At 73.3% G+C, this 24,822-nt stretch carries 18 protein-coding genes; 4 read left to right on the top strand and 14 right to left on the bottom strand.

The window, feature by feature from the left end; genetic code table 11:
• Positions 1–54: 54 nt before the first annotated feature.
• The 5 genes from ACFWIA_RS27600 to ACFWIA_RS27580 all read right to left on the bottom strand — a co-directional run bounded on the left by ACFWIA_RS27600 (position 55) and on the right by ACFWIA_RS27580 (position 7,742).
• On the bottom strand, positions 55–1,620 hold the full coding sequence (locus tag ACFWIA_RS27600) for an alpha/beta hydrolase (RefSeq protein WP_387009636.1): 1,566 nt from the start codon (positions 1,618–1,620) through the stop codon (positions 55–57).
• A gap of 163 nt (positions 1,621–1,783) precedes the next feature.
• On the bottom strand, positions 1,784–2,644 hold the full coding sequence (gene erm / locus ACFWIA_RS27595; protein ID WP_387009634.1) for a 23S ribosomal RNA methyltransferase Erm: 861 nt from the start codon (positions 2,642–2,644) through the stop codon (positions 1,784–1,786).
• Positions 2,645–2,891: 247 nt separating this feature from the next.
• Positions 2,892–4,535, bottom strand: coding sequence for an ABC-F family ATP-binding cassette domain-containing protein (locus ACFWIA_RS27590; RefSeq protein ID WP_387009631.1), 1,644 nt, complete (start codon positions 4,533–4,535; stop codon positions 2,892–2,894).
• An 80-nt stretch (positions 4,536–4,615) separates the two neighbouring features.
• Entirely contained in the window at positions 4,616–6,250 is a 1,635-nt protein-coding gene (gene abc-f, locus ACFWIA_RS27585) for a ribosomal protection-like ABC-F family protein (RefSeq protein WP_387009629.1), read from the bottom strand.
• A gap of 301 nt (positions 6,251–6,551) precedes the next feature.
• Complete coding sequence (locus tag ACFWIA_RS27580; RefSeq protein ID WP_387009627.1) at positions 6,552–7,742, bottom strand: flavin-containing monooxygenase; 1,191 nt, start codon at positions 7,740–7,742, stop codon at positions 6,552–6,554.
• Between the two features lie 204 nt (positions 7,743–7,946).
• Between ACFWIA_RS27580 and ACFWIA_RS27575 the strand changes: the two genes are divergently transcribed.
• Both ACFWIA_RS27575 and ACFWIA_RS27570 read left to right on the top strand, forming a co-directional pair.
• The gene (locus ACFWIA_RS27575) at positions 7,947–8,555 is read left to right on the top strand and encodes a GNAT family N-acetyltransferase (protein ID WP_387009625.1); all 609 of its coding nucleotides are present in this window, start codon (positions 7,947–7,949) and stop codon (positions 8,553–8,555) included.
• A 41-nt stretch (positions 8,556–8,596) separates the two neighbouring features.
• Entirely contained in the window at positions 8,597–9,157 is a 561-nt protein-coding gene (locus tag ACFWIA_RS27570; RefSeq protein ID WP_387009624.1) for an SMI1/KNR4 family protein, read from the top strand.
• Positions 9,158–9,724: 567 nt separating this feature from the next.
• Here ACFWIA_RS27570 and ACFWIA_RS27565 read toward each other — a convergent pair.
• The 3 genes from ACFWIA_RS27565 to ACFWIA_RS27555 all read right to left on the bottom strand — a co-directional run bounded on the left by ACFWIA_RS27565 (position 9,725) and on the right by ACFWIA_RS27555 (position 15,500).
• A complete protein-coding gene (locus ACFWIA_RS27565) occupies positions 9,725–11,791 on the bottom strand; it encodes a hypothetical protein (protein ID WP_387009622.1) in 2,067 nt (688 codons plus the stop codon).
• Positions 11,792–11,907: 116 nt separating this feature from the next.
• Positions 11,908–14,031, bottom strand: coding sequence for a hypothetical protein (locus ACFWIA_RS27560; protein WP_387009620.1), 2,124 nt, complete (start codon positions 14,029–14,031; stop codon positions 11,908–11,910).
• The gene (locus ACFWIA_RS27555; RefSeq protein ID WP_387009618.1) at positions 14,028–15,500 is read right to left on the bottom strand and encodes a hypothetical protein; all 1,473 of its coding nucleotides are present in this window, start codon (positions 15,498–15,500) and stop codon (positions 14,028–14,030) included. The genes ACFWIA_RS27560 and ACFWIA_RS27555 overlap by 4 nt, the downstream gene beginning before the upstream one ends.
• A gap of 241 nt (positions 15,501–15,741) precedes the next feature.
• Here ACFWIA_RS27555 and ACFWIA_RS27550 point away from each other — a divergent pair, with 241 nt between their 5' ends.
• Positions 15,742–16,665, top strand: coding sequence for an NAD-dependent epimerase/dehydratase family protein (locus ACFWIA_RS27550; protein WP_387009616.1), 924 nt, complete (start codon positions 15,742–15,744; stop codon positions 16,663–16,665).
• A 24-nt stretch (positions 16,666–16,689) separates the two neighbouring features.
• Here ACFWIA_RS27550 and ACFWIA_RS27545 read toward each other — a convergent pair whose 3' ends face one another.
• Positions 16,690–16,833 carry a hypothetical protein gene (locus ACFWIA_RS27545; RefSeq protein WP_387009614.1) on the bottom strand — a complete coding sequence of 48 codons (144 nt, stop codon included), beginning with the start codon at positions 16,831–16,833 and terminating at the stop codon, positions 16,690–16,692.
• 185 nt (positions 16,834–17,018) lie between these two features.
• Here ACFWIA_RS27545 and fxsT point away from each other — a divergent pair, with 185 nt between their 5' ends.
• Positions 17,019–19,178: an FxSxx-COOH system tetratricopeptide repeat protein gene (gene fxsT / locus ACFWIA_RS27540; RefSeq protein ID WP_387009612.1), complete on the top strand. Its 2,160-nt coding sequence runs from the start codon at positions 17,019–17,021 to the stop codon at positions 19,176–19,178.
• 19 nt (positions 19,179–19,197) lie between these two features.
• On the opposite strand, the gene ACFWIA_RS27535 is transcribed toward fxsT, so the two are convergent.
• The 5 genes from ACFWIA_RS27535 to ACFWIA_RS27515 all read right to left on the bottom strand — a co-directional run.
• Positions 19,198–20,436, bottom strand: a complete 1,239-nt coding sequence (locus ACFWIA_RS27535) for a serine hydrolase domain-containing protein (RefSeq protein ID WP_387009610.1) — start codon at positions 20,434–20,436, stop codon at positions 19,198–19,200.
• A 212-nt stretch (positions 20,437–20,648) separates the two neighbouring features.
• Positions 20,649–21,329: a pyridoxal 5'-phosphate synthase gene (locus tag ACFWIA_RS27530; protein ID WP_387009608.1), complete on the bottom strand. Its 681-nt coding sequence runs from the start codon at positions 21,327–21,329 to the stop codon at positions 20,649–20,651.
• Positions 21,330–21,388: 59 nt separating this feature from the next.
• Positions 21,389–21,850 (bottom strand): hypothetical protein, encoded by a 462-nt coding sequence (locus ACFWIA_RS27525; protein WP_387009606.1) that lies wholly within the window; start codon positions 21,848–21,850, stop codon positions 21,389–21,391.
• Positions 21,851–21,926: 76 nt separating this feature from the next.
• Positions 21,927–22,115 (bottom strand): hypothetical protein, encoded by a 189-nt coding sequence (locus ACFWIA_RS27520; RefSeq protein WP_387009604.1) that lies wholly within the window; start codon positions 22,113–22,115, stop codon positions 21,927–21,929.
• A 140-nt stretch (positions 22,116–22,255) separates the two neighbouring features.
• On the bottom strand, positions 22,256–24,822 hold a 2,567-nt coding region (locus ACFWIA_RS27515; RefSeq protein WP_387009602.1), incomplete at its 5' end, for an ABC transporter permease.

Here is a 24,822-nt window from a genome sequence, read left to right as displayed (position 1 = left end):
CCCCGGGCGCCGCCTCGGTTCCCGGGGTTTACGCGTACCCGACGGCCGGACGGGTCAGCGACCGCCGAACGGCTGCCGCGGGCCCGGGAGTTGCGGTGCGCCGGGTGCAGAAGCGCGGGCGTCGGCCGTCGGGGCCGGGGCCGCGTTGACCGCGCAGGTCACGTTCTTCGACGGGAGCCGGCCCGTGGTGAGGTACCGGGTGGTCAGGTCCTCGGCGCAGGCGCTGATTCCGCGCCCGTAGACGCCGTGCCCCTCGCCCTCGTCGACCAGGACGTACCGGGAGCCCTTCAGGGCCCGGTGCAGACCGCGGGCGGCGACCGGGGGCGTCTGGGAGTCCCACTCGTTCTGGACGATCAGCGCGGGCACCTTGTTGTTGACCACGGTGGTCGGCTCGACGGGGGGCTTCCAGAAGGCGCAGGGCACGATGTTGGACACCGAGTCGCCGAAGAAGGGGTACCGCGCGCTGTCCCGGCGGGAGTCCGCCTGGTACACCGCGGGGTCGGTGGGCCACTGGGTGTCACCGCAGGTCGCGGCCACGTACGCGGAGAGTTCGTTGTCGGTCGGGACGTACGGGGGGTTCGGCTCGACCGGCTTGCCGGCGGCGGCGTCCTTCAGCTTCACCACGAACTCGGCGCCCAGCTTCGGGCGGTACATGTCCCAGCGCATCCAGTCGCGGATCTCGGCGCCCGTGTACGGGTGGCCGCCCAGGTCCAGCGGGGTGCGGTCGGCCTGCTCGACGAGGGCGTAGAAGGTCCGCTTGACCTCCGCGGGGGTGTTCCCGAGGCCGTACGTCGTCGCGCGCTCGGCGGTCCAGCGGGCCCAGCGGTCGAACGCGGGCTCGGCCTCGGACGCCCACGCCTGCACCATGCCCCGCCACACGAGCTTCGGGTCGACGGCGCTGTCGAGGACGAACCGGTCGGCCCGGCGCGGGAACATCTGGGTGTACACGGCGCCCAGGTACGTCCCGTAGGACAGACCGAAGTACGAGATCCGCCGCTCGCCGAGGGCCGCCCGGATGCGGTCCATGTCCCGGGCCGTGTTGCGGGTGGTGAAGTGGTTGATGTCCGGGTTGTTGGCCCGGCACTTGGCGGCCACGTCCTTCGCCCAGGCCACGTCCTTGGCGAAGGTCGCCTCCGTGTACGGCCGGAAGGTCAGCCGCTCGTTGCGGGTGGTGGTGCCGCAGTTCAGCGGGCTGCTCGTGGCGACGCCGCGCGGATCGAAGCCGATGAGGTCGTAACGGTCCTTGACGGACTGGGGCAGGGTCTCGGCCATCCACAGGGGGTAGAAGAGGCTGGGGCCGCCGGGGCCGCCCGGGTTGAACAGCAGCACGCCCCGTCGCTTGGCGGGGTCGGCGGCCTTGATCCGGGAGACGGACAGCTCGGTCGTCCGGCCCTTCGGCTTGCGGTAGTCCACGGGGACGGTGAGCGTCGCGCACTCCACGGTCGTGGTGGGCAGGTTCGGGTCGCAACTGCCCCAGCTGAGTTGCTGGGCGGCGGACGCCGGTGCCGCGGCGGTCGCGCCGGGGCGGACGTCCTGGCCGGACGCGACGGCGGGGAACGCGGGGGCGAACATCGCGGTGACGCCGAGGGCTATCACCGGAACTCTTCGTCGGGTGCGCATGGGGTGCCTTCGTTAGCTGGGATCGAGACAGGGGGGAACAGCGCTGGTCGAAGGCCCGGAGGGACGGACCGTGGGGTTGGCGCACAGGGTAACGGCCCCTGGCCGAAAAGGAGTTCGGTTGTCGAAAATTCCCCGCGCTGACCGAAACGCCGCCGCTCGGCGATCAGCGGACGCCGCGCCCGCCGTCCAAGAGGTACAACTCAACCCACTGGCGGTCCGTCAAGTCCTTGGGGAGGGCGCCGCCCGGCACCGCGTGGCGCCGCGCCCAGTCCCGTACCGCGCGCCGGGAGGTCGTCGGCCGGACGGTGGTGACGATCTGCTCGACGCCCCGGCCCCGCCCGGTGAACGTCCGCCGCACGAAGTCCCGGTACGCCGTCCGCTCGTCGACGGGGAGCAGCGGACGGGGCCGCCGGGTGATCGTCAGCAGCCCGCCGTCGACGCCGGGGCGGGGCCGGAACGCGGCGGCCGGGACCCGGCGGGCCAGTCGGAACGCGTACCAGGGCCACCACTCGGCGGTCATCATCGTCGCCCCGCCGACCCCGGCCCGCCGCCGGGCGACCTCCCACTGCACCAACAGCACCGCATCGGTCCAGTGCGGGGCGGCGAGGATGCGGCGCAGCATGGCCGTGGTCGCGTGGAAGGGGAGGTTGCCGACGAGCACGTGCGGGGCGGCCGGGGGCCGGTACCGCAGGAAGTCGGCGCGCACCAGGGTGGTGTCGGGGCCGGTGCGGCGTCGGAGCCCTGCCACCCGGCGGGGGTCGATCTCGACGCCGGTCAGGGGCCGCCGCAGTTCCTGGAGCGGCAGGGTCAGCGCACCGTCGCCGGTGCCGATCTCGACGATCGGGCCCTCGGTGCGGGCGACGAGGTCCACCACTGCGCGGATCACCGCACGGTCCACGAGGAAGTTCTGCCCCAGCTCGTGGCGCCCGCCGGGCGGGGCGTCGAACGGGACGGCGACGGGGGCGGCTTCCGCGTGCGGGAAGCGGGCGGGGCGACGGGAGGAGGGCTGGTGGTGCCTGGGCATGGGTGGGAGCTCCGCGGCTTTCGAGGGAGCCGGGCAGCGCGGGGCCGCCCGGCGGGACGCTCGGGGCGGCGGTACGTCTCGGGGCGCGCGGGCACGGACCGTACGGGCCCGGTCAGGGGCGACGACGGTCGGGGCGCGGCGCGGTGGGGAGGGTGCCGCCGCTACGCGCGGCGGGTGCGGGTCGAGGCGACGCCCGCGCAGGAGATTCCACTCATGCCGCGAGTGTAGGCAGCACCCTCCCCACCGGTCACCCGGTTTTCCCGGCCGCCAGCCGGACCTCGCGGCCCCGCCAGCGCCCGCGCAGCCAACGGTCGTGACTGGCCAGCACGATCGCACCGGGCCCGGGTCCCAGGGCGTCCTCCAACTCGTCGCACAGCCGCGGCGACAGGTGGTTGGTGGGCTCGTCCAACAGCAGCAGGTGCGGCGGTCGGGCCACCAGCAGCGCCAGCGCGAGCCGGCGGCGCTGCCCGACCGACAGGTGCCCCACCGGCTTGCTCAGCTCGGCCCCGCCCAGCAGCCCCAGCGAACGCAGGGGCACCGCGTCCGCCAGGTCGGCGCCGAGCACCTGCGCGTACAGCGCGTCGGCGGTGCGCTCCGGACGGTCGAAGACGGTGTCCTGGGCGAGCAGCCCGACCGTCAGCCCGGGCCGTCGGCGAAGCCGCCCCTCGGCGGTGAGGCGGCCGGCGAGCACCGCCAGCAACGTGGACTTGCCCGTCCCGTTGCCGCCGGTCACCAGGAGCCGTTCGCCCGCCGCCACGTCGAGCCGGTCGAGCACCAGTCGACCCGGTACCCGCACCTCCCGCAACGACACCAGGGCGCTCTCCGGTTCGGCCGCCTCGACCGGGGCCCCCGCGGCGAGCGCGGTGCGCCGCAGCCGCAGCGGCTGCGGCGGCTCGCCGACCTGCTCGCGCTCCCGCGCGTCCAGCCGGCGGGCGGCGTCCCGCACCCGCTGGGACACCTGCTTCTCCACCCGGCCCGCACGCCGGCCGTACCCCATCTTGTTGCCGTCGGGACGGGGGCGACCGTGCGCGACCCGGTGCGCGGTCACCCCGGCCGCGTGGCGCAGCGCCGCCAACTCCGCCTGCTCCTGGGCGTACCGCTGCTCCCAGCGCGCCCGCTCGGCGCGTTTGGCCGCCTGGTAGGCGCGGTAGCCGCCGCCGTACCGTGCCGGGCCGTCCACCGCGGGGTCGAGGTCGATCAGATCGGTGCAGACGGCTTCGAGGAACGCCCGGTCGTGACTGGCGAGCACCACGGCCCCGGGCAGGGCCCGCAGACGCTCCTCCAGGAAGGCCGCGGCAGCGTCGTCGAGGTGGTTGGTGGGCTCGTCCAGGAGCAGCGCCGCGGGCCGGCGCAGCAGCAGTGCGACCAGCGCCAGCCGGCCGCGCTGCCCGCCGGAGAGCGACCCGAGGGGCCGGTCGTGGGCGAGCGTTCCGAGGCCGAGTCCGGCGAGCACGAGCGCGGCCCGCCGGTCGGCGTCCCAGGCCTCCCGTTCCCGGGCGCGTTCGAGTCGCCGGCCGTAGGCGTCGAGCAGCGCGGGGTGCGCGGGGGAGTCCTCGGGGGTGTCGGCGAGCCGTTCGGCGAGGCGGGCCAGGGCCGCGAGGTCGTCGCGGGCCTCGCGCAGCGCGTCGTCCAGCACGTCGGCGAGGGTGGCGGCCGGGTCGAAGGGCGCTTCCTGGTGGAGGAAGCCCAGGTCGGCGGGGCGGTTGACGGTGCCGCCGTCGGGTTGGTCGACCCCGGCGAGCACCCGCAGCAGGGTCGACTTGCCGGCGCCGTTCTCCCCGATCAGCCCGATGCGGCGGCCCGGCGGGGCGGTGAGGGAGACGCCGTCGAGGACCCGGCGGCCCCCGAGCACACGGACGACGTCTTCGGCGAGCAGGGGCGGTTGCGGCATGGTAGGTCCGTCCGACGTGAGCGGTTTCTCGGCCCGCCGGGACGTGCCTCGGGCGCGGGCGCGGTCATCACGTCGGCGGATCACCCCCGGGGGGCTCCCGTCTCCGTCAGCCGCCCGTCGGCCAGCCGCAGCCAGCGGTCCACCCCGATCCGGTCGAGGAACCGTTCGTCGTGGCTGATCACCACGAACGCCCCCTGGTACGAGCCGAGGGCGCCCTCCAGCTGTTCGGTGCTGACCAGGTCCAGGTTGTTCGTCGGCTCGTCCAACAGCAGCAGGTGCGGGGCGGGTTCGGCGCACAGGACGCAGGCCAGGGTGGCCCGCAGCAGCTCCCCGCCGGACAGGGCGCCGACCGGGAGGTGGGCCCGGTCGCCCCGGAACAGGAACCGGGCCAGCAGGTTCATCCGCTCGGCCGCCGTCCGGTGCGGGGCGTAGGCGGTGAAGTTCTCCGCCACGGTGCGCTCGGGGTCCAGCAGGTCCAACCGCTGCGACAGGTACGCGATCCGCCCGTCGGCGTGCCGGCTGTGCCCGCCGTCCGGTGCCAGGTCGCCCTGGACGAGACGGAGCAGGGTGGTCTTGCCGGCGCCGTTGGGGCCGGTCAGGGCGATGCGCTCGGGGCCCCGGACGGTGAGGTCGAGGCCGGCGCCGGCGAACAGCGGCCGGTCCCCGTGCCGGACCTGGAGGGACTCGCCGAGGAACAGGGTGCGCCCGGCGGGGACCCGGGTGTCGGGCAGGTCGACGGTGAGCCGCTGCTCGTCCCGCAGGGCGCGTTCCGCCTCGTCGAGCCGGGCCTTGGCGCCGCTGACCCGGGCGGCGTGCGTCTGACCGGCCCGGCCCGCCGACTCCTGCGCGCCGCGCTTCATGTTCCCGGCGAAGATGCGGGGCAGCCCCGCGTCCTTCAGGTTGCGGGCGGCGTTGCTGGCCCGGCGCTCGGCCCGTTCACGAGCCTGCTGCAACTCCCGCTTCTCCCGCTTGAGGTCCTGCTCGGCGTTGCGGACGTTCTTCTCGGCGACCTCCCGCTGTGCCCGCACGGCCTCCTCGTACGCGGTGAAGTTCCCGCCGAACAACCGCAGTTCCCCGCGGTCGAGTTCGGCGATCCGGTCCATGCGGTCGAGCAGCGCCCGGTCGTGGCTGACCAGCAGCAGGGCGCCCGACCAGTCCGCCAGCACCTCGTACAGCCGGTGCCGGGCCTCGCCGTCCAGGTTGTTGGTGGGCTCGTCGAGCAGCAGCACGTCGGGGCGCCGCAGCAGTTGGGCCGCCAGGCCCAGGGAGACCACCTGACCGCCGCTGAGGGTGCCCAGCCGCCGGTCGAGGGCGAGCCCGCCCAGGCCGAGCCGGTCCAACTGGGAACGGGTGCGCTCCTCGACGTCCCAGTCGTCGCCGACGGTCGTGAAGTGCTCCTCGCGCACGTCCCCCGACTCGATGGCGTCCAGGGCGCGGATCACCTCCGCGACGCCCAGCACCTCGGCGACGGTCAGATCGGCGGTCAGCGGCAGGCTCTGCGGCAGGTAGCCGAGGGTGCCGGCCACGGAGACGGAACCCGCGGTGGGCCGCAGCTCACCGGCGATCAGCTTGAGCAGGGTGCTCTTGCCGGCGCCGTTGGGGGCGACGAGACCGGTGCGGCCCTCGCCGACGGTGCAGGACAGGTCCTGGAAGACGGGGGTGTCGTCGGGCCAGGAGAAGGACAGGTGCGAACAGATGACGGTGGCGTCGGACATGCGGAGACCTCGCGGGAGGAGGGCGCGGCACACCCGCGGCACACGGAGCGCGTGGAAGGCACGGCGCGGCAGCGTGCGCGGTGTGGCGGGCTCGCCCTCGACAGACAGGGACGCTGGGGACGACTGCGCGGGCCACGGCGACGGCGCTCTGCTGCGCCCGTCGGTGGCCGGTCAGCCCCGGGTATCACCCGGAGATGTCGTCGTCACCCGCCATGTCTGCGCTCCTCAGGAAGGGTCACTGGTCTCGCCAGCGTAACAGCGGCCGGTGCGCGGGGCCCGTGGATTTCGGGCGCCGGGTCCTTCAGCGGGTGCTGCCGGGGAGGCGGCGGGCGACCGCCTTGGCTATCCGCGGGGCGTCCCGGGCGAGTTCCCTGAGCATGCCGCTGAGGGGGTTGGTGAAGCCGGTGAAGTACAGGCCCGGTGCGCTCTTGGCGCACCGCCGCCCGTGCACCAGCGGCCGGCCGTCCGGGCCGAGCACCCCCAGGTGCCCGACGAGCGGGGTCAGGGCGCGGTCGTAGCCGGTGGCGGCGATGACGGTGTCCGGTGCGATCCGGCTGCCGTCCCGGAGGACGACCGCGTCGACGTCGAACGACTCCACGGCGGCCACCACTTCGACCCGCCCGCTCCGCACCGCCTTCACGAACCCGACGTCCTGCACCGGGATCGCCCCCTGCCGCGCCCGGGTGTACAGCCCGGTCCGGGGCCTGGGCAGTCCGCGCGCGGACAGGTCCGGGACGCTCACCCGGGCCAGGACCCGGGCCAGCCGGTCCACCACGGGCGCCGGGAGCCTGCGGACCAGGACGGCGGTGGCCTGGGCGGGCCAGCCCAGCACGGAACGGCGGACGATGTGCGGAACGGTGCGGATCGCGATCCGCACCCGGGTGGCGCCGCCCTCCGCGAGATCCAGCGCGATCTCGGTACCGGTGTTCCCGGCGCCGACCACGAGCACGTCCTGTCCCGCGTACGGGGCGGGTTCCCGGTAGCGGGAGGCGTGCAGCAGCGTGCCGGCGTACGTCGCGCGGCCCGGCCAGTCGGGCGTCCGCGGGGTGTGGTGGTGGCCGGTGGCGACGACGACGGCGGCGCCGGCGAGTTCCCGTCCGCCGGTGGCCCGCAGCACCCAGCCCTGGCCGTCGGGCGCCGGGTCGACCCGGGTGACCTCGACGCCGGTGACCACTTCCAACCCGTGGTGCTCGGTGTACTTCTCCAGGTACCGCACCAGGTCGGCGCGGGCCACCCAGCGGCCGAAGGCCCGGGGGATCGTCAGTCCGGGCAGCGCGGAGCGGCGCCGGGTGGTGTGCAGCCGCAGCCGCGCGTAGTGCCCGCGCCAGGAGGCGCCCACCGCGTCGGACTTCTCCAGCACCACGGCCCGCACCCCGCGGGAGCGCAGCGCGTACGCCACGGCGAGGCCGCCGGGGCCGCCGCCGATGACGTAGACCGGGCGGTCGTCCGTGCGCAGGAGGGCGGCTTTGTCGTGGTCTGTGGTGACGGCCATGAGCAGCGAGCGTAATCCCGTCCTGAGTTGATTGGTCTCGGTCAAGACCGAAATGCGTTGCGAATTGATCACGAGGGCCGTCCGCGGGCCGGGGAAGGCCGTCCACCGGCCATCCAGCGGCCATTCGGCGGCCACGGGCCGGCCGGGTGCCGGCCGTCCGTCGGCCACTCGTGGCCGGGAGGCGAATCGGTGTTCAATGAACGTATGAGTGAGACGCGCGGTACCGGGAACGACACGACGGCGGCAGCACCGCTCCTGAGGGGCGCGGGACTCCTGCTCCGTTCCTGGGACGCCGAGGCGCCGGCCGACGTCGACGCCTGGGTCCTCGGCCACACCGACCCGGAGTTCCTGCGCTGGAACACCCCGATGATCGGCATCACGGGCCCGGCGGACGCCCGCCGGTCGCTGGCCTCCCGTGCGGAACAGGTCGAACGGGGCACCGCGGCCTCCTTCTGCGTCACCGACGAGCGGACCGGCGCGATCCTCGGCCACCTCGGCATCAGCAACATCAACGACGCGATGCGGGTGGCGATCGTCGGCTACTGGACCCTGCCCGAGGCCCGGGGACGCGGTGTCGCGAGCCGGGCCCTGGCGCTGGCGAGCGGCTGGGCCTTCGCGCAACGCGGTCTGCACCGACTGGAGTTGGGCCACGCTCCGGGGCACGAGGTATCGTGCCGCATCGCCGAGCGGGTGGGCTTCCGCGCCGAGGGGACCCTGCGGGGCGCGATGTTCGAGGCGGGCCGGCGCGACGCGTTCCGCGACGTCCACCTGCACGGACGGCTCGCGACGGACCCGTACCCGCCGCTGCCCTGAGCCGAGCCCCCGGCGGCCGGGCCGACACCACGAGGAGCCCCGTGCACCACGCCGAGACCGCGCCCACCTTCGACGACCTGCGGGAACTGCTGGGGGAGCCCGGGTTCACCGGCGCCGACCCGGCGGCCTGGACCGCCCTGGAGCGGGAGTTCGGCCTGGTCTTCCCCGCGGACTACCGGCACGTCCTGGACGCCTACGGCGCGATCCTGATCAACGATCAGCTCACCCTGTTCCACCCCGCGACCCGCTGGTCCAACCTGGCCGAGCACATCCGGGACGAACCCGAGCGGTGGGTCGACGTCGACCCGGAGATCCTGCCGCCGCACCCGTTCGGCACCGGGCCCGGCGAACTGTTCCCCTGGGGCCACTCGGCCTGCGGCGCGCAGGCGTACTTCCGGTTGCCGCACGACGCGGCCGAAGCGTGGGCCATCGGCATCATCGACCGGGTCGAACTCGAATACCTCGAAAGCTCGTTGTCGTTCACGGCGTGGCTGCTGGCGTACCTTCGTGGGGAGAACCCGGACCTGGACTCCACGCACTTCGCGCCCGGTCGGCCGTTCTTCCGCGTATTGCCGCAGCCCGAGGAGCCCGGGTGCGGCTGAGGTCGGGCACGGGTGCGTTGTCCTGCGGACGTGCGCTGTTGTTCTGCGCAGTTCCCCGCGCCCCTTCGGTGCGTCCTGCTGGGCGTGCGCTGTTCCTGTGCGGGTGCGCTGATGTTTTGCGCAGTTCCCCGCGCCCCTATCGGGGCGCTCCTCGCCGTCGCAGAACCCGCCTACCGGGGCGCCCCGCTAAGGGGCGCGAGGAACTGCGCGAGCGACCACGACGCACCCGCACAGGACCAGCGCACCGCCAGGTGGACGCCCTGACAGGGGCGCGGGGAACTGCGCGAGCGACCACGACGCACCCGCACAGGACCAGCAGACCGCCAGGTGAACGCCCCGACAGGGGCGCGGGGAACTGCGCGAAGCCGGAGCGCACCCGCACGGGAACAGCGCACGCCCAGCGGAACGCACCCGAAGGGGGCGCGGGGAACTGCGCGGGCAAGCGCCGCGCACTCGCAGGGGGCGACGTACCGCCGGGAGGCGCCCGCTCAGGGGCGCGGGGAACCACGGGGCGGGGCCCGTGCCGCCGGGCGGCGACACGGGCCCCGAACCTCGTACCCCGTCAGCTCACGGGGTCTCCTTCGTGACCTCCAGGTCCGCCGTCGGCCTCTTCACCGTGCCGCCCGGCGTCCCCGTCGTACTGCTGTTGTTGCCGCTCACCGGGTCCCGGGTCGCCGCGTGGACGGTCGCCGTGTTCCGGATGTCGGTGCCGTCGCCCGTGTAGTCCGGCGCCAGCTTGACCCGGAAGACCCAGGTCACGGACGCGCCGGGGGCGAGGGTCGGCAGCGGGCCGCAGACCACCGTGTCGCCCGACAGGCAGTCGTCGTCGGAGGCGACGTACGTCAACGCGGTTGGCAGCACGTCGTGGATCTCGACGTCCTCCGCCTGCGACGGGCCGTTGTTGGTCACCGTCACCTGGTACTCGAAGGTCTCGCCGGGCGCCACCGGGGTCGAGGTGACGGGCCGTTTGACGACCCCGAGGTCCGCCGAGGGCGCGGCGACCGTACCGCCGGGCACGGTGGCCGTGTCGGTGTCGTTCTCGCTCGCCGGGTCGATGTTGTCGGCGGTGACCCGGGCGGTGTTCAGCAGATCGCTGCCGTCGCCCTTGTACGCCGGGTCGACCCGGACCGTCAGCACGTACTCGACCGTCTCGCCGACCCGCAGCGGGGTCGTCCGGCGGCAGGAGACCGCCTGGCCGGACACGGTGCAACCGGCGGGCGACGAGGACACGTACGTCAGTCCGGCGGGCAGGTCGTCGGAGAGCCGGACGTTGAACGCGTCCGCCGAAGGCCCGTCGTTGGTGATCTCGATCCGGTAGGAGAACTGCTGGCCGGGCACCGGGGAGACGCTGCCGACGGGCTCCTTGGTGACCGACAGGTCCGCGTACGGCTGGTTCACCGCACTGCCGGGGAGTCCGGCGGCCGGGCTGGTGTTGTTCGCGGGCACCGGGTCGTCGGTGTCGGTGTCGACCACGGCCACGTTCCGGATGTCGGAGCCGTCACCGCGGTACGCCTCGTCGAGCCGGACCGTGAACCGCCAGGTCTTCGACGCGCCGGGGGCGAGCGTCACCTGGGGTCCGCAGCTCACGGCCTGCCCGCTGGCGGTGCAGCCGTCGGGCGAGGAGACGAAGGCCAACGGGCCGGGGAGGGTGTCGGTGGCGGTGACGTTCACCGCGCGCGAGGGGCCGTCGTTGGTGACGGTGACCGCGTACTCGAAGGTCTCGCCGGGCGCGATGACGGTACTGGTCGTTGGCCGCTTGGAGACCCAGATGTCGGCCTGCGGCTGGCTGACCCCGCCGGGCGGCAGGACCGGCGGTGAGGTGTTGTCCCCCGGGTTCGGGTCCTCGGAGTCGGACGTCGAGGTCGCCGTGTTCCGCAGGTCGGTGCCGTTGCCGGTGTACGCGTCGCTCAGCTTCACCCGGAACGTCCACGTCACGGTGTCCCCCGGCGGGAGCACCCCGAGCGGGCCGCAGGTCACGCGCTGCCCGGAGACCGTGCACGGGTCGCTGGAGGACACGAACGCCAGGCCGGCGGGCAGGTCGTCGGTCGCGGTGACGTTCCGGGCGTCCGAGGGCCCGGTGTTCTCCACCGCGATCCGGTACTGGAACTCCTCGCCCGGCACGGTCGGCCCGGTCCCGATCGCCGTCTTCACGGTGTTGAGGTCGGACACCGGGTCGAACGGCCCGGTCGGGGACACCGGATCGGTCTTGTTGTTGTCCGGGTCGGGGTCCACCGAGTCGGAGGTGCCGGTGGCGGTGTTCCCGAGGTCCGAACCGTCGCCCTGGTAGGAGGGGGAGATCCGGACGACGAAGGTCCACGTCTTGCTTTCGCCGACGGTCAGTTCCGGCTCCGGGCCGCAGGTGACGGTCAGCCCGGCGGCCGTGCAGCCGTCCGCCGACGCCACGAACTCCAGCCCCTCGGGCAGGGTGTCCGTGGCCACCACCTCACGCGCCACCGAGGGCCCGTTGTTCCGCGCGGTCAGGGTGTACGTGACCAGCCCGCCGGGCGGGGTCGGGGCGGCCAGCGCCGCCGGGGCGAGGGTGCCCAGCGAGGTCACCACCCGGGCGGGCGCGGCGCTCGCCGCGCCGGCCCCCCACAGGGGCACGGCGGCACCGGCCAGGACGGCGGCGAGCACGGTTCTCAGTACGGGTCCCGGGCGCCGCCGCCCTCTTCTGCTGCTCGGTCTCATCTCGTATCGGGTCCGTTCCTCAAGGAGTCGGGAGGTGGTGGGGGAGCGATCAGGGGTGGGGCTCAGGCGGTGCCCTTGGTGAGGGTCACGTCGGAGGTGGGCGGGGTGACCCGGGCGCCCGGCACGCCCGCGGTACCGCTGTTGTTGGTGGGGTCCGGGTCCCGGGTGGTCGCCGTCGCCGTCGCCGTGTTCCGCAGGGCGGTGCCGTCGGCCGCGTACCCCGGATCGATCCGGACCCGGAACGTCCAGCGCACCGAGGCGCCGACGGCGAGCGTGGCCGCCGGGCCGCAACTCACCGTCTGTCCGGCCGCGGTGCAGCCGTCCGCCGAGGACACGAACGCCAACTGCTCGGGCAGCGGGTCCGTGATCCGGACGCCCCGGGCGACCGAGGGGCCCGCGTTGGTGACGGTCACCAGGTAGTCGAAGGTCTGACCGGGGGAGACGGGCGCCGTGGTCACGGGCTGCTTGGCGGTGCGCAGGTCGGCGCGCGGCTCGGTCACCCCGCCGGGCGGGGTCACCGCCGTCGAGGTGTTGTTGGCGGTGTTCGGGTCGGCGACGGCGTGCCGCACGGTCGCCGTGTTGCCGAGGTCGCTCCCGTTCCCGCCGTAGGTGTCGGCCAGCTTCACCCGGAAGGTCCACGCCCGGGAGCCGCCCGCGGCCAGGGTGGCGAGGGCGGGACAGGTGACGGTCTGCCCGCTGGCGGTGCACCCGTCGGGCGAGGAGACGAAGGCGAGACCCGCGGGCAGGGTGTCGGTGATCGCGACGCTCGTGCTGGCGGAGGGCCCCGCATTGTTCGCCGTGACCCGGTAGTCGAAGGTCTGGCCCGGGGTGACCGGCCCGCTGCCGAGGCCCTCCTTCGTCACCGACACGTCGGCCAGCGCCGTCACCGTGGTGGTCGTGGAGGCGCTGTCGTTGCTCGCGTTGGTGTCCGTCCGGTCGGCGGGGGCGTAGACGGTCGCGGTGTTGGTGAGCGGCCCCGGGGTGCCGGGCGCCGTCCCGCGGATCGTGTACGTCGCCGACCCGCTGCGCAGCAGGTCGGCGGAGGCGGTCACGGTGTTGCCGCTGCCGGACGGCTGCACGCATCGGCTGCCGGTGGTCGCCGTGCAGGTCCAGGTCACGTTGCTCAGCCCGGGCACGGCGTCCCGGAGCACGGCGCCCAGCACGTTGTTGGCGGCGCTGTTGGAGACGGTGACCGTGTAGGTGACGGGGTCGCCCGCGCGGACGGTGGCGGGGCTGCCGGTCTTGGTGACGGACAGGTCGGCCGGCACGTTGATCTTCAGGTCGCCGATCTCGTGGATGTTGGTGGCGCCGCCGGTCCCGCCGGAGAACCCGACCTTCAGGGTGGCCGGCAGGGCGGGCTGATTGGCGATGGTGGTCACGTCGTAGTCGGTGAGGAGCGGCACGAGGGTGGTGCCGGGGCCGGTGTCGGACCAGAGGGAGACCAGCAGCCGGCCGCCGCTGGGGGTGACGGTGACCCGCACGGTCCGGTAGTCGCCGCGGCCCAGGGTCTCGACCGTGCCGCCGGGCCCGGCGACCGAGGTGCCGAAGCGGTAGCCGGTGGTGCCGTTGCCGCCGCCGCGCAGCACGATCCGGTTGGCCTGGCTGCCGGGCCCGCCGTTGCCGACGCCGGGGGAGGAGAAGTTGCCGAACTCGTCCAGGCCGATGCCGAGGAACGCGCCGGGCACGCCCGACCGGTTGCAGGGCGGCCCGCCGCCGCACGCGTAGCCGAGCGAACCGCCGGGGGCGCCGGTGCCGTTGACCGCGTTGCCGTCGGCGAGGAAGAAGGCGAGGCCGTCGCCGCGCCTGCCGTCGAAGGTGGTGCCCCCGTAGGTGGCGTAGGTGAATTCGGCGACGATCCCGAGGCCGGTGGAGAAGGAGTCGTTCATCTCCCAGCCGCCCGCCTGGTTGCTGGCCGCGCTGGTCAGCCGGAGCCAACCGCCGCTCTGGTAGCTGGCGTTGCCGGTGAGGCTGCCGAGGTTGCCGGTCGCGCTGTCGAACGGCTCGTGGACGGGGAAGCTGAGGGCCCGCGGGGCCGCCGCGTGGGTCGGCGACGGGGCGAGCAGCAGCGCCAGGACCGTCGCCAGGGCGGTGGCCAGGGTGAGGGCGAACGCCGAGGCGGTCCGGCCGGAGGCGAGTCGGCCCCTGGTGAGTGGATCGCTGGTGGGTCGGCCGCTGGGGTGGCTCATGGCCGGGTGTCCTCCTGCGGGGTGCCGGGCCGGCGCGGGGCCCGCAGCTGCCGACGGGAGAACAGGACGAGTGCGGCGCCGGTGGCCAGGGTCGCCCCGGCGGACCAGGGCAGCCAGCCGGGCACCCGTCGACCGGTCTCGGCCAGCTGGTCCGGCACGTGCGGCCGATGCGGCTTGTGGGGCTTGTGAGGTCGATGGGGCTTCTGGGGCTTCTCGGGCTGGTGCGGGCCGTTGCCGGGGCGCTCCAGGTAGAGGGGGCCGCCGCCGGGGCCGCTGGTGCCGGGCCGGTTGCTGTTGTTGGCGGGCACGGGGTCACGGGTGAGGGAGGTGACGTAGGCGGTGTTCTCGATCTCGCAGCGGCGGTGGTCCGTGTGGCCCCCGCTGCCGCCGCGGAGGGCGTCGCCCTCCCGTACCCGGACGAGGAGTTCGTACGTCACCGACTCCCCGACCGCGAGGCGGGCCCGTACCGGGCACAGGACCGTGCGGTCGTCCTCCGCGGAGAGCGCGCAGCCGTCCGGCGAGGAGACGAAGCCCAGCACGGCCGCGAGCGGGTCGGCGACCCGGACGCCGGACGCCGCGGCGGGCCCGTTGTTGCGGACGGTGACGCGGTACGCGAACCGGTCGCCGGGCCGCACGGCGTCGGTGCGGCCCGGGGGCAGCACCGCGGTCTTGGTCAGGGCGAGGTCCGCCTGACCGGTTCCGCCGGGGAGGGGGACACCGGTGTGGGTGGCGGTGTTGTTCCCCCGGTCGGGGTCCTCGGTGTCGGAGGTGACGACGGCGACGTTGCTGATGTCGGAGCCGTCGCCGGAGTAGTCGTCGGCGGGACGGACGGTGAGCAGCCAGGTGTGCGTCTCGCCGACGCCGAGCGCGGCCAGTGGCCCGCAGGTGATCGCCTGCCCGATCGCCGTGCAGCCGCCGGAGGACTCGACCAGGACGAGCGCGTCGGGCAGCCGGTCCGTGACGACGACGTCCACGGCCCGGGAGGGGCCGTGGTTCACGACGGAGACGCGATAGGTGAACGTGAAGTCGTCGGCCGTGGCGGTCCCCGGTGTCTTGGGGGTCGTGCCCGGGCCGGTCGGGGCGCTGCCCGTCCCGCCCTGCGCGCCGGGTCGTGCCGGGGCCCCGCCGTTCCCGGCGCCCGCCGTACCCGTTGCCGTGCCGGACGGGTTCACCACCGGCTCCCAGCGGACCGCGAGGTCGGCCCGGCCCGGCGCGCGGGACTGCGTACCGGGCCGGCCGCTGGGCTGCGTACCGGGTTGCGTTCCGCCGGCGGGTGCGACGTACGCGGTCGGGGCGGCGCTGCTGGCGGTCCCCGGTGCCCTACTCGCCGTCCCCGTCGCGTCGGCGGTGCTCGCGGCCACGGGCGGGGCGAACGCGAAGAGCCCCACTCCCAGCGCACAGCAGACCGCGGTCAGACGGCTGCCGCGTCGGTCGCCCGGTACGGGCCGTCGCCCGGGAATGCGTCTCATGAATGGTGCCCTCCGTGCTCACCGGTCCTTCGTCCACGGACTGCACCTTCCCCCACACCGGATCATTTCGTCGTATAAACACCACTCAAGTACCCCTTTTGGCCCTCCCCTGACGGCCACTCAGGCACCGCCCGCCCGTACGCTGAGGAGGACGCGACAACACCCCCTGGAACAAAACCAGTTGGAGCCTCGGTTGCTCCGGAAGCGTGAACCGTTCACGCATCTACTCGGGGAGCTGGTCGTGCGCGTATTCGTCACTGGAGCGAGCGGGTACATCGGTGGGTCCGTCGCCACCCGCCTGGTCGAAGCAGGACACGAGGTGACGGGACTCGCCCGGACCGAGGACCGCGGGAAGGCGCTCCGGGCGAGCGGGATCACCCCGGTGTCCGGGACGCTGGACGACGCGGACGTGCTCGCCCGGGCCGCCCGCGAGGCCGACGCGGTGGTCAACGCCGCGGACAGCGACCACCGCGGCGCGGTCGAGTCGCTCATCGAGGCGCTCGCCGGTACGGGCAAGGTCCTCGTCCACGCCAGCGGCTCCAGCATCGTCGGTGACGACGCCCGCGGCGAGGTCGCGGAGCGGACCCACACCGAGGCCGTGCTCTCCCCCGACGACCCGTGGCGACCCGAACCCGACAAGGCTCCCCGGGTCGCCATCGACCGGCTGGTCCTGGCCGCGGCGGAACGCGGCATCCGCTCGACCGTGCTGTGCAGCAGCCTGATCTACGGACACGGGTACGGGATCTCCCGCGACAGCGTGCAGATCCCCCGCCTGGTGGAGCAGGCCCGCAGCAGCGGGGTCGTCCGGCACATCGGGGCCGGCCGCAACGTCTGGTCGACCGTCCACATCGACGACGTGGTGGCCCTGTACCTCCTCGCACTCGCCTCGGCGCCGGCCGGGTCGTTCTACTTCGTCGAGAACGGCGAGGCGTCCTTCGCCGCGATGACCGGCGCCATCGCGGACGCCCTCGGGCTCGGCCCCGCCCAGCCCTGGGACATCGACTCGGCGATCCGGGAGTGGGGGTACGAACCGGCCGTGTACGCCCTCGGCTCGAACAGCCGGGTGCGCGGTACGGGGGCCCGGGACCAGCTGGGGTGGAAGCCCGAGCACGCCTCCGTCACCGACTGGATTCGCGGGCGCTTGACGGCCAACGAACCCGGCTGAGCCGATCGTCCGCGCGGGCCGGTGTCATCGGATGCCGAGCCACCAGACCGCGGCGGCGACCACCGCGGAGCCGGCAGCGGTCCCGGCTCCGCGCACCGCCCCGAACAGCGCGGTGCGCCCCAGCCGCCGAACGGTCCGCAGCTGCCTCTGCTGCTTCGTCTTCTTCATGGTGTGCCCCCTCGGGTAGTGGCCCCGGCTCCGTTCGGCCGGGTGCTGAGCCGAGATTTCCGGCTGCCGGGGCGGGGTGTCCCAAGGAACTGACGGTCCGGCCGGACTGCCTCTAAGCTCGCAGGTCAACGAAGTGTCCGCCGGGGGCGGTACGGACACTGCGGACACGGTCGACAGGGGGGCCGGTGGCGGATCCGGCACAGGAGCTGAACGAGCAGTTGCGCGCCCTGGAGCAGCGCGCGCAGGCGGCCCGCAAGGCCGCCGGGCAGCCGTGTTCGCGACGGGAGGCCGCGGCTGCGACGAAGGGGACCAAGTACGGGGTCGCCGTGCGCTTCCAGGCCGTCAGCGCCTGGCTCGCCGTCCCGCCGAAGCGGGCGACCGTCCCCAGTCCGGCGAGCAGCGAACAGGTCCTCGCACTGGTCCAGGTGTGGAGCGGGTGGGCCGGCGAGAAGCTCAACGAGCGGTACTGGCGGAACCTGCTGGACCGGGCACAGGCCCCGTCCGGGCGGGCGGTCCCCGGCGCCGACTGCGAGATCTCGAACGTCCCGGCCGCCGCAGGGTTCGTCGGCCGGACCGAGGCGCTGAACGCACTGGACTCGGCCTTCGCCAGCCCCGGCGGGGTGGTGCTGCACGCGGTCCACGGGTTGGGCGGGGTCGGCAAGTCCGCGCTCGCCGCGCACTGGGCCGCGCACCGGGCGTCCGCCCGGGTGCGGTGGTGGATCACCGCGGACGGTCCCGAGGCGGTGGACGCGGGCTTGGCCGCGCTGGCCCGCGCACTCCGGCCGGCGCTGGGGGAACTACCCGCCACCCTCCAGGTCGAGCACGCGGTGCAGTGGCTCGCCGCACACGACGACTGGCTGCTCGTCCTGGACAACGTCGACCGCGTGGACGACGTCCGGGTCGTGGTCGACCGGCTCCCGGGGCGCGGCCGGGTCCTGGTCACCACCCGGCGCGCCACCGGTTGGCACCGGTACGCCGCGACCGTCCACCTGGACGTCTTCGAGCCGGCCGAGTCCGTCGCCCTGTTCACCGGGGTACTGGCGCACCACGGCACGGACGACGTGGACGGCGTCGAGGACCTGTGCGCTGAGCTGGGGCACTTGGCCCTGGCGGTGGAGCAGGCCGCCGCGTACTGCGCGGAGACCGGGACGAGTGCCCGGGCCTACCTCGACATGTTGGCGCAGTGGCCCGGTGCGATGTTCGCCGCTGCTGCGGAAGGGGGCGATGCGGAACGCACGGTCGCGCGGATCTGGCGCCTCACCCTCGATCGTCTGACCGACACGCCGCTCGCCGGACGCCTCCTACGCATCCTCGCCTGGTACGCCCCCACCGGCATCCCCCGGGACCTGCTGGACGGCTGCGCCGAGTCGCCGCCCGAACTCGCCACGGCGCTCGGCCGCTTGGTCGCGTACAGCATGGTCACCGACCATCGCGACGGCACGCTGAGCGTCCACCGCCTCGTCCAGGCCCTCGCCCGCACCCCCGACCCCGACGACCCGCACCGCCGCTCGGAGGAGATCGAGGACGCACGGGTCGTCGCAGCGGCCCTCCTCGCGGACGCCTTCCCCGTCAGCGGCAAGCAGCCCGCCAACTGGCCCCGGTGCCGAGCGCTCCTCCCGCACGTCGATGCGCTCACCAGTCACCACGGAGCTGAGTCCGACACCGTGCACACGGCCGACGCGCTCAACCACTTCGGTCTGTTCCAGCTGGAGCAAGGCGCGTACCCCGCAGCCGTCCAAGCCCTGCAACGTGCCGTCGCGGCCGACGAACGCGAGTTGGGCACCGAGCACGTCGACACACTGAGCTCCCGGAGCAACCTCGCCCTCGCGTACCGGGCGATGGGGGACGGCGCCCGGGCGCTCCCGCTGTGCGAGCGCACGCTCCGGGACCGGGAGCGGGTGTTGGGCGTGGACCATCCCGGCACGTTGGTCTCCCGCGGCAATCTTGCCGTGGTGTACCAGGCGGTGGGGGACTTGGCGCGGGCCCTGCCGCTGCACCAACGCGTCCTCCGGGACTGGCAGCGGGTGTTGGGTGCGGACCATCCCGACACGATGATCTCCCGCGGCAATCTTGCCGTTGCGTACCAGGAGGTGGGGGACTTGGCGCGGGCCCTGCCCTTGCACCAACGCGTCCTCCGGGACCGGGAGCGGGTGTTGGGTGCGGACCACCCCGACACGATCAGCTCCTGGTACAACCTGGCTCGCGCCCACCAGCAGGCGGGGGACCTGGACCGCTCACTGTCCCTCTTCGAACACGCCCTGGAACGCTGCGAACACGTGTTGGGCGCCGACCATCCGACGACGGCCCTGGTGCGGCAGAACCTGGAGCGGGCCCGCGCCCGATAGCCGCCGCGGGACCGCCCCCTCACCGCTGCGCGCACAGCGCCGCGTCGAGCAGCGCCTCCGTACGCGCATCGCGGTCCCCCCGTGCGAGGTTCGTGGACCGCAGCACGATCGCCCCGCGCTCGCCCTTCTCGGTGAAGGCGTTCGTGTTGAGGTGGCCGAGGGTCGTGCCGCCGTGGCCCCAGGAGCCGCCGCCGCAGCTCAGCCCGCGCCAGAACAGGCCGAGCCCCGCACGTTCGTTCACCGTGCTGCCTTCCACGGGTGCCGGCACCGTCTTCTTCATCTCGGCCAGCGACTTCGGTGCGAGGAGCTTGCCGCCGAGCAGGCCCTGCCAGAAGCGGGTGAGGTCGTGGGAGGTGGTGACGAGGTCACCTGCGGAGTCGCCCCACGTCATGCTGAGCCTGGTGCTGTTGACCAGCTGCCCGCCCGGTTCGAACTGCTGGTACCCCCGGGCGTGCGGCTCGGGCAGCCCGAAGCGCTTGCCGGGGGAGTACGTGTTCCGCAGCCGGAGCGGTTCGGTGATCCGGGTGCGGACCTCCTCGTCCCACTCGTTGCCCGTCACCTGCTTGACGATCATGCCGGCGAGCACGTAACCGGTGTTGGAGTAGCTGAATCGCGCACCCGGCTCGAAGAGGGGGCGGTCCCGCATCGCGAGAGCCACCAGTTGGTGCGGGGTGTAGGCGTCGTACCGGTGCTGCTGGAACGATTCTGCACTGCGGAGGACCGGCACGTGCGCGACGTAGTCGGGCAGCCCGGCGGTGTGGTTCAGCAGGTGGCGGACCGTGATCTTGTTGCCGTCGTTCCCGTTGCCCTGGACCACGCCGGGCAGCCAGCGTTCCACAGTGTCGTCGAGCCGCAGCCTGCGCTCCTCGACCAGTTGCAGGATGACGGTGCTGACGAAGGTCTTGGTGTTGCTGCCCATCCGGAAGTAGCCCTGGTGCGGTACGGGGCGGTCGGTGCCGAGTTCGGCGGTGCCGCTGCGCGCGTGGGTCCGCTGCCCGCCGTCGACGAGGGTTGCCTCGGCGCCCACGACCCCGTCCAGCCGGACGATGCCGTCGAGGCCCCGTTGGAGGTCCGCCTTGCCGAAGCCCCGGGTCCCGGTGTCCGAGTGGGCCGCTGCGGCGCTGGCCACCGGTACCGCGAGGGTCGCCAGGCCGACGACGGTCGCGACGGCTGCGCGGCCGATCCCGCGGCGGGCCGCGGAGGTCCGGCGCCGGGCGTCGGGAGCGGGGTGGGGTATCGGCTTCGGTGTGCGGATCATGCTGGTCGCCTCGCTGTGTGGAAGACATGGTGGAGCAACGCCCGGGTGGGCGCCTGGAGTGTGGGTTGCGGCGGGGTGACCGCCGCAAGATCATTCACCCATGGGGAGACGGTGCGCGGCCATGAAGGCTCCCCCCGAGCCGAAACTGGGGAAAACCCCACCGACCGGCGGGGGCCCGCAACACCGTCCGCTCAGCCTCCGGAGCCCTCCCGTCAGGGCCACAGCAACTCGCGCCGCCAACCGCCCCCGTCACCGCCCTCGTCCCCGTTCTCGCGGACGTACCGCAGCCGGACGTGCCTTCGTCGTACGTCGCCCTGGAAGAACTCGACCTCGCGCGCATCGACCGCGTAGAGCGTCCAACTCGGCGCGAGCGTGTCCGGTTCGGTGAGGGCACGCTTCCAAGCCACCTCGGAGGCGTCGACCAACTCGCCCCGCGCCAACAGTAGTTCACTCTGCCGTCCGGCGAGCGCGGCGGCGAGCGCTCCGGTGGAACGTACGCGGAGGCTGTCCCGCGCCTCCTGCGCCGGCAGCACCGTGACGGGGCCGCGCACCCGGATCTGACGCGCCCGTGCCGGCCAGTAGAAGTCGAGCGCCGCGTACGGGCGTACGGCGAGCTGGCGGCCCTTGCGGCTGGTCGCGTGCGTGGCGAACAGCCAGCCCCGGGCGTCGACCCCGTGCAGCATCACCGTCCGGACGTCAGGCAGACCGTCCGCGTCGGCCGTCGCCAGTGCCATCGTGTGCGGTTCCGTCTGCCCGGCCGCGACCGCGTCCGCGAACCACTCGGTGAACAGTTCGCGGGGCTCTGCGGGGCTCGCCTCCGGGGCGAAGTCCGGGAGTTCCGGCAGGTCCCAGACCTTCAAGGTCCTCAGCAGCGCGTCGAGATCGGTGTCCATGCCCCGAGTATGTCCGTCCGGTCGGAGTCGCTGCCGGACGGGCGCACGGTGTCCGTGGGTCAGAACGAACCCAGCGTGAGCGCGTTCCCGTTGACGTCGTGCACCGACACCGCCCCCTCGACCCCGTTCGCCGCGTTCTTCCACCGGTCGAAGGCGCCGGCGAGGGCCTTGGCGGCGCCCAGCGGGTCGGCCACCTCCGTCTTCCCGCCGTTGATGTCCGTCGAGATGTACGCCTCGGCGAGTTCGCCCTGCCAGTCGCCGAGCACCCGCTGCACCCGGGAGGCCGCGGCCTTCTGCTGGTCGTCCCCGTTCGCCTTGATCCAGGTACGGAACTCGGCAGCTGCCTTCTTCGACCCCGCCGCGTCCGTGTCCTCGGGCAGCTTCGGCTCGGTGAGGGTGGGGGCGTCGGGGGCCTTCTCGCCCTTCGGCTTCGATTCGAGCGGATTGCAACCGGTGGTGAGCCCGGTGACCAGGAGCGCGGTGAGGGCGCCGGAAGCGAGTCGGGTCAAGCGTATGGACATGTGCTGAATTCTCCTCGGAAACCGTTCGCGCCCCGTCGGGGACGGGGCGCGAACAGAACGTCACATCAGGCCGGAATCAGAATTTGATGGCGTCGGCCTTGTCATTCCAGTTGCCGCCGTAGGAGTGATCGTAGTCCTTACCGTGCATGTCCTCGGGCGTCAGCGTGCCGGATACCGGCAGCGCCGGATTGGGCACGGGTGCATTGGCGAATGACGGGGTGACGAGGATTCCCGTTGCAGCCGTGGTGAAAGCGGCGGTCGTCACAGTAAATCGAGGACGCCACTCGCTCGCCCGCATTTACTGCTCGCAGCTCTATGGAGAACGCGCGCAGGCGGGTCGACCGTCCCCTACGGCCGTTCCGCAAAGGTGGGGGAGCCGTACGCCCAGCATGTCGGGGGTCCTGTTCACTCCTGGGCGAGGAGTCGGGCGGTGGAGGTACGGCGTTGGATGAGTACGGGGACGAGGGCGGCTGCGGCGGAGAGTGCGGTGCCGGTGGCGATGACTGCGGCGGCGGGGATGAGTAGGTCGCTTGTGCTGCCGGTGGGTGCTAGCCAGAGGGCGGCGCTTGTGCCGAGGAGGGTTCCGGTGAGGGTGCCGAGGAGGCCGATGAGTGTGCCTTCGGTGAGGACGAGTCGGGTGGTGACGCGTTCGTCCCAGCCGACGGCGCGGAGTAGGGCGAACTCGGCGGCTCGGTCCTGGACCCCGAGGTAGATGACGTCCCCGACGGCGACTGTGGACAGTACGACCATGGTGATGACGGCGGCGATGTCGGTGGAGCGGACTTGGACGGAGATGGTTTCCCCGAGTAGCGAGCCGGCCAACGTCCCCTGGAAGGTGTAGGTGGCGGCGAGGAGGAGGATGGTTGCGGCGGCGGCGGTGGCGACGGCTGCGGCGCCGAGGAGGGTGCGGCCTCGGGCTCGGGTGGCGCCGGCGAGGGCCATGCCGATGACCCCGGCGAACATCCGGGTGCGGCGTCCGGTCGTCACGGCGGGGCGTAGCGCGGTGACGGGGTGGACGCGGGCTGCGAGCCAGGCGGGTACCGCACCGCTGACCAGGGCGACGGCCAGGGCGACGGGGATGGCGAGCGCGGCTCGTGCAGGGGGTACGTCGATGTCGAGGGTGAGCCCGGCGATCCAGGCCACGCCGGTCCCGGTCGCTCCGGCGATGGTGCCGAGGAGGAGGAGTTCGCCGAGGACGATCGTGAACAGGTGCCGGCGGCGCCAGCCCACGGCGGCCAGCAACCCCAACTCGCCCCGCCGGGACCGTACTGCGGATGCCGCTGCGTTCGCCACGAACAGCGTGCACACCACCAACACCAACACCAGCAGTACCAACGACTTGGTGTCCGACGCCTCGATGATCCGGGCGGCGACGTTCTTCTTGCTCCACCACTCGGCGAGCTTCAACTCGGGGCGCCCGTTCTCCCCGGCCGGCAGTACGACGGTCCGGGCGGTGGGCGACGAGCCGAGCACGATGTCGACGTGCAGTCCGGTGCGCTTGCGAATCTCCTCCGCCGCGATCCGTACCCGCTCCCGCGACACCTCGTCCGCACCCGACACCCCGGCCACCCGCACCCGGATCGCCGACACCGGCGCCATCGACTGCTTCTGCGTCATGTAGCCGTTGTCCGCCAGCCACTGCGTGGAAGCCAACGACACGAGCATCAGCGGAGGTTGTTGGACGTAGGAAGCGGGGGAGGCGCCGGGGCGCAGCGCGTCGCCGTCCAGCAGTTTCCGCGAGCGGTCGTCGGCGCCGGCGAGGGCCGGTGCACCGTACGTACCGAGTGGGACCCGGCTCGCCGCGTCGAACTCCGGCAGCAGCTCGGGGTCGAAGGTGCCGACGATCTTCGGATGGCTCCTCAGCTGCACGGCCTGCGACTGCTGCGGTACGAGCGTACGGAACCACACGTCCTGGCCGTCGAGCGGCAGGATCGTCTGGGACAGCGGCGGGCGCTTCACCGGGCGGGGCCGCAGGGTGCCGTCATCGGCCAGGTCGTAGGTGATCGGCTGGGTGGCCAGGAACCCGGGGAGGATCATGTCGCTGCGCTTGCCGATCGGGTGGTCCAACTGCCGGGCGCCGGCCTCGAACCGCTTGCGCAGGAGCGGTCGGTCCTCGCCGTGCCGGGTCAGCGTCACCCGCACCGCGAGGGCGCTCGCGGCCCGCTCGGAACGGAGCATCGGCAGGGTCGTCTCCACGGACTGGTCCGGCTTCGTCACCTGGAGGGGACCGGTGGGGCTCAGGTACCTCCCCTTGGTGACCGCTTCGTCGAGGCCGAAGAGCTTGCCCTCGGCGACCGGGTCGACGCCCGCGACGAGGTACGACACCGGGAAGTTGAACAACACCTGTGTCCGGGGCCCCGGCTCGCTCTGCTCGAAATCGGGCCCCGTCTCGGTGACCTTCGCCCAGGACAGGCAGGTGACGGAACTGGAGAGCCCGGGGACGTGTTCCGCCTTGCGCATCGTCCCCTTGCACACCTCGCGTCGCTCGCCGGAGGGGAGGACTTCGAAGAAGCGACTGGTGTGGTAGGTGACGCCGCCGCTCGCTTCCGTCTGTTCCACCTTGGGGCCCGGCTTGGCCTCCAGCGGGTGTGGGGTGATGAAGACGGTGTGCGTGCGTTGTTCGATGGTGGAGAGGCCGCGGTCGTAGTCCCAGGTTCGGCCGAGGTCGAAGGTGCCCCGGGTGCCCTTGGGGATCAGCTTGGCGAGGTCGATGGCGACTCCGCCGGGCTCCGACGTGTGCCCGAGCATGGCGAGCGGTGCTGCGACGTCGACGCCGGGCACTTTGCGTACGGTGGCGAGTTGGTCGGTGGTGATGCCGCCGTAGACGTCGGAGAGGGAGTTGGGACGTATCAGTGCCTCCGCCTTCTCCAACTCCTGCGCTGAACCCTTGGGTCGGACGAGGATGTCGTACGCGCCCCGGGTCTTGCCGATGGTGCCGGTGACGGTGAGCTTGCTGGACTCGGTGGTCGCCG

The organism is Streptomyces sp. NPDC127068 (genome assembly GCF_042724695.1).
Lineage (GTDB): Bacteria > Actinomycetota > Actinomycetes > Streptomycetales > Streptomycetaceae > Streptomyces.
Note: the sequence above shows the minus strand (reverse complement) of the source record. Positions and strands in the feature narration are given on the sequence as shown.

Excerpts from the sequence above, each read along its gene's own strand:
- ACFWIA_RS27600 (WP_387009636.1), bottom strand. The coding sequence starts at position 1,620 with ATGCGCACCCGACGAAGAGTTCCGGTGATAGCCCTCGGCGTCACCGCG.
- erm (WP_387009634.1), bottom strand. The coding sequence starts at position 2,644 with ATGCCCAGGCACCACCAGCCCTCCTCCCGTCGCCCCGCCCGCTTCCCG.
- ACFWIA_RS27590 (WP_387009631.1), bottom strand. The coding sequence starts at position 4,535 with ATGCCGCAACCGCCCCTGCTCGCCGAAGACGTCGTCCGTGTGCTCGGG.
- abc-f (WP_387009629.1), bottom strand. The coding sequence starts at position 6,250 with ATGTCCGACGCCACCGTCATCTGTTCGCACCTGTCCTTCTCCTGGCCC.
- ACFWIA_RS27580 (WP_387009627.1), bottom strand. The coding sequence starts at position 7,742 with ATGGCCGTCACCACAGACCACGACAAAGCCGCCCTCCTGCGCACGGAC.
- ACFWIA_RS27575 (WP_387009625.1), top strand. The coding sequence starts at position 7,947 with ATGAGTGAGACGCGCGGTACCGGGAACGACACGACGGCGGCAGCACCG.
- ACFWIA_RS27560 (WP_387009620.1), bottom strand. The coding sequence starts at position 14,031 with ATGAGCCACCCCAGCGGCCGACCCACCAGCGATCCACTCACCAGGGGC.
- ACFWIA_RS27555 (WP_387009618.1), bottom strand. The coding sequence starts at position 15,500 with ATGAGACGCATTCCCGGGCGACGGCCCGTACCGGGCGACCGACGCGGC.
- ACFWIA_RS27545 (WP_387009614.1), bottom strand. The coding sequence starts at position 16,833 with ATGAAGAAGACGAAGCAGCAGAGGCAGCTGCGGACCGTTCGGCGGCTG.
- ACFWIA_RS27535 (WP_387009610.1), bottom strand. The coding sequence starts at position 20,436 with ATGATCCGCACACCGAAGCCGATACCCCACCCCGCTCCCGACGCCCGG.
- ACFWIA_RS27530 (WP_387009608.1), bottom strand. The coding sequence starts at position 21,329 with ATGGACACCGATCTCGACGCGCTGCTGAGGACCTTGAAGGTCTGGGAC.
- ACFWIA_RS27525 (WP_387009606.1), bottom strand. The coding sequence starts at position 21,850 with ATGTCCATACGCTTGACCCGACTCGCTTCCGGCGCCCTCACCGCGCTC.